Here is a 9,391-nt window from a genome sequence, read left to right as displayed (position 1 = left end):
CGTCGCCACGCCCTACGCCGTGGTCAGCTCGTACACCACCTTGCTGGACGCCACTGAAATATTCGTCGACGCCGCGAGCGATCGACTCAGCGAGGGTGTCGACCCCGCGAGGAGACGCGACCGCTGTCAGGTCTCCCGGGTTGGTGAGGAACAGTGGCTCGATGAGCGCGCCCGGCATGACGCTCGGCTCGTCCACGTAACCAGCAATGCGCGGCCCTAGAAGGACGAGGTGGCCACCGCCGGATTCGCCGCCCGAGGAGTCGTCGATGACGCCGCGATCGGGCGAGGGCCGGTTGAGCGTCGCCAAGCCGGCGCGGATGTTGCTCTGCAACGATTGCGCGAGTGCCCGGCTGCGGGGCGCGAGCGACCGATCCACGTCGTAGAGGGTCTCGGAGCCCCGTACCGCCGGGTTCTCGAACGAGTTGAAGTGGACGGACACGAGTGCGTCCGCCCGCGCGAGGTTGGCGCAGCGAACGCGGCCGAGGAGGTCCCGCTGGCTGTCGGCGGTGCTGAGCGGGCCGCTCTCGGCGTCGTCAGGTGTGATCCCTGTGCCCAGGTCGTCCGTCGAGCGCGAAAGCACCACCGTGACCCCCCGCTCTCGGAGGCGCGAGGCCACGGCCAGGGTGGTGGAGAGAGTCAGGTCCTTCTCGACGACCCGGCGCCCGTCGGCAGTGGTCCCGAGCGACCCGGGATCGGGCCCGCCATGTCCTGCGTCGATCATCACGACGGCACGGGCAGGGCTCGTTCGAGCCGGGAGTGCGACGCACCCACCGGCGGGGAAAGTGCGCGGATCGACCGCCACCGGGCTCGCCAGCGCGGTTGCCGCCGCGGCGCCTTCGCCCGGCCGCGGTGGCTCGTCGGCGATCCGGGCACCGGGCAACAGCAAAGCGGCGGCGACCGCCCCGACCAGGGCGGCGAGGAGACCACGCGCCGGGCCACGTGAGCGTCGGGGCGCGGGCGGACGCCGTTGACCACCGCCTGACGAGGTCCCTGAACGCTGACTCGACCGGGATGCCGTCCTGCTGACGATGACGTTCTCCGCCGGCGTTTGAGGAGGAGCCCGACGGACGAGTGGGATCGTGGACGTCGAGTCCTCCCAGGGCGGGGTCATGAGTCCCCCGCGCCGTCGCGAGCTCCGTGCTCGGTCCTCTTCGGCATCAGGTCGGCCTCAGCCGACGTGCCGTCGGAAGGGCACCGAAGTTGCTCCGAGCGCCACCGAAGTCAGGGGCTGCTGGTTCGAGCTCGGCGTCGCGGCGGGCGAGGTGCCAGTGGACAGTCTCGGTGAGGCCCTGGGTCAACGAGGTTGTGGGGCGCCACCCGAGCACGTCCTGGGCCGGAGCGAGGTCGGCGATGTGGGCGACGTCGTTGGCCCGGTCAGGAAGGTCGCCGAGACCGATCAGGCCCGTGTATCCGGTCAGAGCGGCGACCATCTGCACCGTCTGCGCGATGGTGGTGGCGGTCCCCGACCCGATGTCGGCCACCAGGCCAGGCGCGGCCGGATGGACCGCCGCGAGCAGGAAGGCCTGGCACACGTCGTCGACGTAGACCCAGTCGATGGGTCGCGCGCCGCTGCTCAATCTGGGGCGATGACCGTCGAGCATGCTGCCGATCACGTAGGGGAGCAGCTTGGTCTCGTCCGGCTGGCTGGGGCCGTAGACCATCGCGGGTCGGAGCACTGTGACGGGAAGCTCCCACTGGTGGTGGAAGAGCCGCGCGCAGGCGGTCGCCGCGCCCTTCGCGGCGGCGTACGGCGAGCCCGGCGTCTCACCGGCGCCGGGTTCCTCGACGGAGCCGGCGAGGACGACACGCCTGTTCCCGTGACGGTGCGCGGCAGTCATGACGTTGACGGCGGCCCGCGTGTTGTTCTCGAGCATGGTGCCCACGACATCCGCGCTGCGGTGTCCGGCCACGGTGCTCGCGAGGTGGAGCACGACCTCGGGGTCGCTGCTCCGTATCACTAGGTCGGTCTGATCGGGGTCGGTGAGGTCTGCCTCGTGCCAGGTGGCTCGTCGGCGCCCGGGGAGCCCGTAGCGCGAGGCGTCCGCCGGCGTGCGGGCCGGTCGGACGACGGCATGGACATCGGAGCCGAGGTCGAGGAGGTGCTTCAGGAGATGCTGGCCGATGAAGCCGCGTGCTCCGGTCACGAGCACCCGTCGTGACGACAGGCTCGATGGGTTGGAGTATGGGTCGATGGCAGGGCGCGGACGGGGAAGGTCCGCGGAGGGCGTGCGGATCACGGTGGTCCTCACAGGGAGCCGGAGCGCCATGGTGCGCACCGGTGGGGACGGGGGGTCCTGTGAGCTCGCCTCGACGACTCGGAAAGAGAGGAGGGCTGGTCGGCAGCCCCGGGCCCGGGTAGGGGGTTGGGGAGTTCGGTGCCCCGGACCTCCCGGCTTGCTGTTGGGCAGCTCGAGTCAGGAGGCGAGCGCGCTCGCGAGAGGAGGGCCGCGCCGGCGGGTCTGTCGTGCGAAGAGGAGTTGGTGCTCGCGTGCCCTGGGCTCGCTGCGACGGCGCGCCGTGACGACCTCAGCAGGGGCCGCCGCGACAGGCAGGCTTAGGACTCGCGCTGCCACGAGGGCAACGGTGGAGGCGACGTACCGGCAGGCGGGCTCGCTGGCGGCGACAGCGACGACCAACAGCGCCACGGCCACGTGCAGCGCAACCGCCGACACGCTCTCCGGCCAACCGTGGGAGTGGGGCAGCCAATCGGCGCCGGCCTGGGCCAGCTTGCTCAGCGCGTGGACGGCGGGCTGCCCGACAACCGCGAGGTTGGCGGCCACGAAAGCGCCCTGAAAACGCCCGGACATGCGCAGCCGACCAACGCCCACGATCACCGCCACGAGACCCACCGCGAGTGCGTGGGTCGGAGGCTCCTCAGCAAGGAGGTCGAACCCGACCGCTGCGAGCATCACCAGGGTCGACGACGTGAGCAACAGTGCCGAAGGCAGTCGCGACCCGTCACTCCGGGTCGAACGCGGGCCGGACACGGCGCGGACGGTAGCACTCGTTCGTGGCCATCAGCGGGGCCGCTACGACCTGGCGGTCACGGTCAGAACCCGACCGCCAACGGCCGACGGTTCAACCGGTTCGTTCGGTACCGTCGTCGCCGTGATCCGCTGGCACGGGAGCTCACGACGTCGCGCGAACAGCGCGATGTCGGCGAACCTGCTGCCCGGCACCTGGTACGGACGCCTGGGACTCCTGGTGATCGCGCTCGGATTGGTGCTCATGCATCACGTCGTCGGCGCCCACCAGCACTCAGCACCGGACGTCGCCCCGGCCGCGGCGTCAGCTCACCTGTCCGCCGCTCAATCAGCGCCCACGACGGGCGGGCACCATCACGGCGGTGACGCCGCGGCGCAGGATGGCAGCGCTGGCGAGCACGGAGTGCCCTCGGAGACGCCGGACGCCATGCCCGACAAGGGCAGCGCGGCCCTTCTCCACCACCACTCGGACGAGAACGGTCACGACCACGCAGGATCGCTGCTCCACATGTGTCTCGTCGCGCTCGTGGGTGCCGCGGTCTTCCTGCTCGTCCTCGTCCTCGTCGCTCTGTGGTGGTGGCCACCGCCCCCGCGTCTCGACACGGAGACCGTCGCTCCGGCGCCGACGCCCCGTGCCCCTCCTGCGTCCTTGAGACAGGCGGAGCTCCAGGTCCTCCGGCTGTAGGTCGGCTCCACCGACTGGGCGAACTCGTGCTCACAAGCGAGACCGCCGAGCGGCGCCGCACCCTGCCACCAGCAGCGGCCCCTACGCACTGGCCGCTGCCCAGCCGAAGGAGAATTCTCGTGCGTGCCCGTCTCGTCGGCGGCGTGATCGCCGCCGCCACCGCCGCCCTCGTGGCCGCGGGATGTTCCGACTCCGGTACCGCTCCACCCGCGGCCAGTCCCGCCGCTGCTCCGACAGCGGCCCCGTCGCCGTCGGCCGCAGCGCCGATCTCGCCCGAGCACAACCAGGCGGACGTGATGTTCGCCCAGGGCATGATCCCGCACCACGTCCAGGCCATCGCCATGTCGTCCCAGGCCTCGAGCCGGGCAGCATCCCAGGAAGTCAAGGACCTGGCCGCTCGCATCGACCAGGCGCAGGCTCCCGAGATCGAGCAGATGCACCAGATGCTCGACACCTGGGGCGCGCCCCGCCCGCAGCCGGGTTCCACCGCGATGCCCGGGATGCCGGGACACGCGATGCCGGGCATGCCGCTGGGCGACATGTCCATGCACGGGATGATGAGTGACGCGCAGATGCAGCAGCTGGCGGCGCAGTCCGGGGCCTCGTTCGACCGGATGTTCCTGCAGATGATGATCGAGCACCACACAGGCGCCGTGCAGATGGCACAGATGGAGCAAGCTCAGGGTCTCAACCCGCAGGCCAAGGAGCTCGCCGGCGCCATCGTGGCCACTCAGCAGCAGGAGATCACCGAGATGCAGGCCCTGCTCAGCAGGGTCTGACCGGCCGGGGACGGGCGCGGAGCACCTGGCCGCCCGCTCCCCCCGCGGGCGGCCCACTGCCCCGCCCGTCCCCGGAACCGGCCGTGCGTGCGCCGTCGACGGACACGGAACGACGAGCTGAGAGCGGCGTGCCCGCCTTCGCAACGAGGATCGCGAGGGGCGCCTGCTTGCCCTTCGGAGGTGGGCATGTCACGCGACTCCACCGGCGCGGAATCGGCGCAGCCGCAGGCTGTTGGCCACGACGAACACCGACGAGAACGCCATCGCGGCTCCGGCAAGCATGGGGTTGAGCAGGCCGGCCGCGGCCAGGGGCAGGGCGGCGGTGTTGTAGGCGAACGCCCAGAACAGATTGCCCTTGATGGTGGACAACGTGCGGCGGGCGAGGCGGATGGCGTCGACCGCTGCGCGGAGGTCGCCGCGGACCAGGGTGAGGTCGCTCGCCTCGATCGCGACGTCGGTGCCAGTGCCCATGGCCAGCCCCAGCTCGGCTCGGGCGAGGGCGGCGGCGTCGTTGACGCCGTCGCCGATCATCGCGACGACCTTGCCCTCGCGCTGGAGGCGGGCGATCACCTCGTCCTTGTCGGCGGGCAGCACCTCGGCGATGACCTGGTCGGACTCGATCCCGACCTCGGAGGCGACGGCGCGGGCGGCGGGCTCGGCGTCACCGGTGAGCAGGACCGGGGTCAGTCCGAGCTCGCGGAGGCCACGCACGGCTTCAGCGCTGGTGTCCTTCACCGTGTCGGCGACGGACAGGAGACCGCGCGCTGCGCCGTCCCACGCCACGGCCACGACGGTGTGTCCCCGGGCCTCGGCCTGGGATTTCCTGGCGGTGATCTCGGCGGGGATCGCCACCGACCAGTCCTCGAGCAGCCGTGGCCGGCCCACGACGACCGCGTGACCGTCGACGGTGCCGTGCACGCCGAGGCCCTCGTCGTTGGCAAAGTCCTCGACGGCCGGGGGCTGTTCCTCCGAGCGGTCACGGGCTGCCGTCGCGATCGCTCGTGCGATGGGGTGCTCCGAGGCGTCCTCGAGGGCACCGGCGAGCCTGAGGACCTCGTCGACGTCCTCGCCCGCACCGGCGTGCACGTCGACCAGCGACATGCGGCCTTCGGTGATGGTGCCGGTCTTGTCGAGGACGACGGTGTCGACGCTTCGGGTCGACTCGAGCACCTCGGGGCCTTTGATGAGGATGCCCATGGCGGCGCCCCGGCCCGTTCCGACCATGAGCGCCATCGGCGTGGCCAGCCCGAGCGCGCAGGGGCACGCGATGATCAGGACGGCGACCGCCGCGGTGAAGGCGCCGGCGACGCCGACGCCGGCGGCCAGCCAGAAGCCGAGTGTGGCGGCGGCGAGCAGGATGACGAGCGGGACGAAGACGCCCGAGACCCGGTCGGCGAGGCGCTGGACGGCGGCCTTGCCGGTCTGGGCGTCCTCGACCAGGCGCGCCATCTGCGCGAGCTGGGTGTCGGAGCCGACCCTGGTGGCGCGCACGACGAGACGACCGCCTTCGTTGACCGTGGCGCCGATGACGGCGTCGCCGGCGCCGACCTCGACCGGGACGGACTCGCCGGTGACCATGGAGGCGTCGACCGCGGAGCTTCCGCTCTCGACCTCGCCGTCGGTGGCGATCTTCTCGCCGGGCCGTACGACGAAGCGGTCGCCGACGGCCAGCCGCTCGATGGGCACGCGGTGCTCGACACCGTCGTGCAGCACCGCCACGTCCTTCGCGCCGAGCTCGAGCAGGGCGCGCAGCGCGGCGCCGGCGCGGCGCTTGGCTCTGGCCTCGAACCAGCGACCGGCGAGGATGAAGGTCGTGACCCCGGCGGCGACCTCGAGGTAGATGTTGCCGGCGCCGTCGCTCGGCTCGATGGACAGTTCGAATGGGTGGACCATTCCGGGCACCCCGGCCGTGCCGAGGAAGAGCGCGTAGAGCGACCAGCCGAGGGCGGCGAGGGTCCCCAGCGAGATGAGGGTGTCCATCGTCGCGGTGCCGTGGCGCAGGTTGGCCCAGGCGGCGCGGTGGAAAGGCAGGGCTCCCCACACCACCACCGGTGCGGCCAGCGCGAGCGATGCCCACTGCCAGTAGGTCAACTGCAGCGCCGGCACCATCGCCATCGCGATCACGGGGACGGAGAGGACGAGCGAGACGAGCAGCCGGGTCCGCAGCCCATCCGCCTCGGGACTCTGGTCTCCATCAGGACCGGCGTCGGTCTGGTGCTCGGGCGACGGCGGCTGCGGGATCGATGCCGAGTAGCCGGCCGCCTCCACGGCTCCGATGAGGTCGTCGGTGCTCACGTCGGACATGACGGCGACGCGAGCCTTCTCGGTCGCGAAGTTGACCGTGGCCTCGACCCCGTTGAGCTTGTTGAGCTTGCGCTCGATGCGGTTCGCGCACGATGCGCAGGTCATGCCGCCGAGGACGAGCTCGACCTCGTGCACAGTGACGCCGCGCTGATCGGGCGACGCGTCCGGGGTGACCGCGCCGGCGTTCTCGGTGACGGTGCTCATCCCGCGTGTCCTTCCTGGGCGGCAGCAGAGAGGCCGCTCTCGCCGGTGGCCGGAGGGTTGTCAGTGGCCATGGGGTGCGCTCGACTCGCCGTGATCGCTCGGCGGACCGGCCGGCGTCCCGGAGGCAGCGGCAGCGACGACGGTGAACTCGGCGGTGCGGACCACGCCCTGGTGGGCGAAGTCGAGGTAGAGCCGGTAGGAACCGGCGGAGGGCACCTCGGCCATGAACTCGATGGCCGGGCCCGCCGCGGTGCGCCCGTCCCCGGGGGTTCCGGTGGGGTGCACGTGCAGGTAGGCGAGGTCGCCGGTGCGGAGGACGACGAGGTGGCCGTACGCCGCGAGGTAGGGCTGCAGGTCCGTCACGGGTACTCCGTCGCGCGACACCGACAAGGTCACCGGGCTCGCGGTGCCGGGGACGAGGGCGCCGGTCAGGGTGACCGTGTAGCCGTCCGATGTCGTGGCGACGGTGGACGGGGGCGGCAGGGGAATCGGGTTGTAGGCACCCGCGACCGCGATGTCCCGCCCGAGGGTCATCGCCTCACTGCGGCCATCGGGGGCGAAGTCGGCGAAGACGCGGTGATCGCCGGGCGCGAGGCTCGTGGTGGTGCGCCAGGTCCCGTCCGGGTCCATGACCGGGTGGAGATGTTGGAAGCCGGACTGGTCGCGCCGCACCACGATCAGGTGCAGCGGCTTGTCGTGGGTCGGGGTGAAGGCCGTGACCGGGGTACCGCCCGGGCCGAGGATGCGGAACGCCAGCTCGCCGGGGCTGCCGGCCGGTGCGGGTGTGGCGCTGACGTCGAGGGTGTAGCCGTCCTGGGAGACGGCCAGCCCGCTGACGTCCGCAGCCGCACCGGGAGCGCCACCGGCGGGAAGGGGCTGGGCCCCCGTGGACCCGGGCGTCCTTGGCGGGGACGCAGGGGCGGGCACGGGGGTCGGCGTGACCACCGCACCGACACTGCCGCCCACGACGAGGGCGAGCACGAGTGCGAACGCGAAGCCGCCGAGCCGGACGAGGGGGCGATCGAACCGTGACCGCCACGTCGAGGGCTGCCCGAACGCCTCGTTGGCGCGCGGGTCGGGGGCAGAGGGCGTCGGGGAGCGCTCAGGGCTCGTCGTGGTCATGGCGTGCTTCCCGTTCCTTCGAGCTGGTACCCGGCTTCCTCGACGGCGGCCTGGATCGCGTCGTCGTCGATCGGGCCGACCGCGGTCACGACGAGACGGCCGCTGGCAAGGTCGACGTCGACGTCCGAGATGCCTGCCACCTCGGTGACCTCCTCCTGCACCGAGGCCACGCAGTGGGCGCAGGTCATGCCGCTGACGGTGTAGGTGCTGGTCTGGCTCACGAGGTCATCTCCGTTCTCATCGGCCGCTCGGGGAGGGCCGGCTGGTCTTGTCGTCGTCGGCGACCGGACCGGGCCGCCGTGGGGAACGGGATTTCGAGGCCCCGTGAACTGCGGTGGCGCTCGCGCTCGAGGTCAGGACTTGACGAGCCGAGCGATCGCCGCGCTGGCCTCGGCGATCTTCTCGTCGGCCACGTCCCCGCCTTCCGCGGCCGCCTCGGCCACGCAGTGCCCGAGGTGGTCGTCGAGCAGGCCGAGAGCGACGTTCTCGAGCGCCCGCGTCGCGGCCGAGACCTGGGTCAAGATGTCGATGCAGTACTTGTCGTCGTCGACCATCTTCGCGATCCCGCGGACCTGGCCCTCGATCCTGCGCAGCCGCGCGAGGTACGCGTCCTTCTCTCCCGCATAGCCGTTCATCGCTCGGCTCCTCTCGACACCACGATCATACCCCCCGGGGGTATTTTGTCAAGCCCAGTGTCGTGCCGCGCTGGCGACTTGCCGCCCAGCCGCTCTCTCCGCTGGTCATCGCGTCAACGTGGCGAAACTGGACGAGGTCGCCCCCTTGCGAGGAATACCCCTACCTCGTACCTTGCCGTGCAGAAGAATACCCCCTGGGGGTATCGGAGAACTGTCTCGGGAGCCGTGCGGGAGGTGGAAGTGATGGGCCAACTGACTCCGGCCCTCGTGGTGCTCGGCGCGGGGGTGCTCCTGGTCGTCGTCCTGAGGGCGCTCGCGCGGGGTGTCGCCGTGGCGCCCCCGGTGGAGGGCGTGTTGCCCCATGCCGGCGGACTGCCGCCGCTCGAGCACCCCGTCTCCCGATTCCACGTCCGCTGGTACGTCGTGACCATGGTGTTCCTGGCCTTCGACATGGAAATGATCTTCATGTACCCGTGGACCCTGGTCGTCGTCCAGATGGGACCGGCGTCGGTGGTCGAGATGTTCGGCTTCCTCGCCCTGCTGATGGCAGGCGTGCTGTACGCATGGCGCGAAGGTGCGCTCCGATGGACCTGAGGAACGCGCTCCTGCGAGCGGCCGCCGCTCGACCCCACGTGCTGGTCGTCGGCGGGGTGGGAACAGACCGGCTCCGGGCACGCG

At 71.6% G+C, this 9,391-nt stretch carries 10 protein-coding genes; 3 read left to right on the top strand and 7 right to left on the bottom strand.

Features of this window, described 5'->3' with window-relative positions; genetic code table 11:
* The 3 genes from PHK61_RS30270 to PHK61_RS30260 form a co-directional block, all read right to left on the bottom strand.
* Positions 1-721: N-acetylmuramoyl-L-alanine amidase family protein (locus PHK61_RS30270; RefSeq protein WP_274284751.1), on the bottom strand; the 721-nt coding region annotated here is incomplete at its 3' end.
* A 436-nt stretch (positions 722-1,157) separates the two neighbouring features.
* Positions 1,158-2,237 carry an NAD-dependent epimerase/dehydratase family protein gene (locus PHK61_RS30265; RefSeq protein WP_274284750.1) on the bottom strand — a complete coding sequence of 360 codons (1,080 nt, stop codon included), beginning with the start codon at positions 2,235-2,237 and terminating at the stop codon, positions 1,158-1,160.
* A 177-nt stretch (positions 2,238-2,414) separates the two neighbouring features.
* Positions 2,415-2,840 carry a hypothetical protein gene (locus PHK61_RS30260; RefSeq protein WP_274284749.1) on the bottom strand — a complete coding sequence of 142 codons (426 nt, stop codon included), beginning with the start codon at positions 2,838-2,840 and terminating at the stop codon, positions 2,415-2,417.
* An 85-nt stretch (positions 2,841-2,925) separates the two neighbouring features.
* Here PHK61_RS30260 and PHK61_RS30255 point away from each other — a divergent pair, with 85 nt between their 5' ends.
* Positions 2,926-3,669, top strand: a complete 744-nt coding sequence (locus PHK61_RS30255; RefSeq protein WP_274284748.1) for a DUF6153 family protein — start codon at positions 2,926-2,928, stop codon at positions 3,667-3,669.
* A 119-nt stretch (positions 3,670-3,788) separates the two neighbouring features.
* The gene (locus PHK61_RS30250) at positions 3,789-4,448 is read left to right on the top strand and encodes a DUF305 domain-containing protein (protein WP_274284747.1); all 660 of its coding nucleotides are present in this window, start codon (positions 3,789-3,791) and stop codon (positions 4,446-4,448) included.
* Positions 4,449-4,637: 189 nt separating this feature from the next.
* On the opposite strand, the gene PHK61_RS30245 is transcribed toward PHK61_RS30250, so the two are convergent.
* The 4 genes from PHK61_RS30245 to PHK61_RS30230 form a co-directional block, all read right to left on the bottom strand.
* Positions 4,638-6,857 (bottom strand): heavy metal translocating P-type ATPase, encoded by a 2,220-nt coding sequence (locus tag PHK61_RS30245; protein ID WP_274284754.1) that lies wholly within the window; start codon positions 6,855-6,857, stop codon positions 4,638-4,640.
* Positions 6,858-7,016: 159 nt separating this feature from the next.
* A complete protein-coding gene (locus PHK61_RS30240) occupies positions 7,017-8,078 on the bottom strand; it encodes a hypothetical protein (protein WP_274284746.1) in 1,062 nt (353 codons plus the stop codon).
* Positions 8,075-8,299, bottom strand: a complete 225-nt coding sequence (locus PHK61_RS30235) for a heavy-metal-associated domain-containing protein (RefSeq protein WP_274284745.1) — start codon at positions 8,297-8,299, stop codon at positions 8,075-8,077. The genes PHK61_RS30240 and PHK61_RS30235 overlap by 4 nt, the downstream gene beginning before the upstream one ends.
* A gap of 132 nt (positions 8,300-8,431) precedes the next feature.
* Entirely contained in the window at positions 8,432-8,713 is a 282-nt protein-coding gene (locus PHK61_RS30230) for a metal-sensitive transcriptional regulator (RefSeq protein ID WP_274284744.1), read from the bottom strand.
* A gap of 243 nt (positions 8,714-8,956) precedes the next feature.
* On the opposite strand from PHK61_RS30230, the gene PHK61_RS30225 reads away from it, so the two are divergent.
* A complete protein-coding gene (locus PHK61_RS30225; RefSeq protein WP_274284753.1) occupies positions 8,957-9,307 on the top strand; it encodes an NADH-quinone oxidoreductase subunit A in 351 nt (116 codons plus the stop codon).
* Positions 9,308-9,391 lie beyond the last annotated feature (84 nt).

It is taken from the genome of Actinomycetospora lutea (genome assembly GCF_028737205.1).
GTDB lineage: Bacteria > Actinomycetota > Actinomycetes > Mycobacteriales > Pseudonocardiaceae > Actinomycetospora > Actinomycetospora lutea.
The sequence above is the reverse complement of the archived record's forward strand: the minus strand, read 5'-3'. Positions and strand labels throughout refer to the sequence as shown.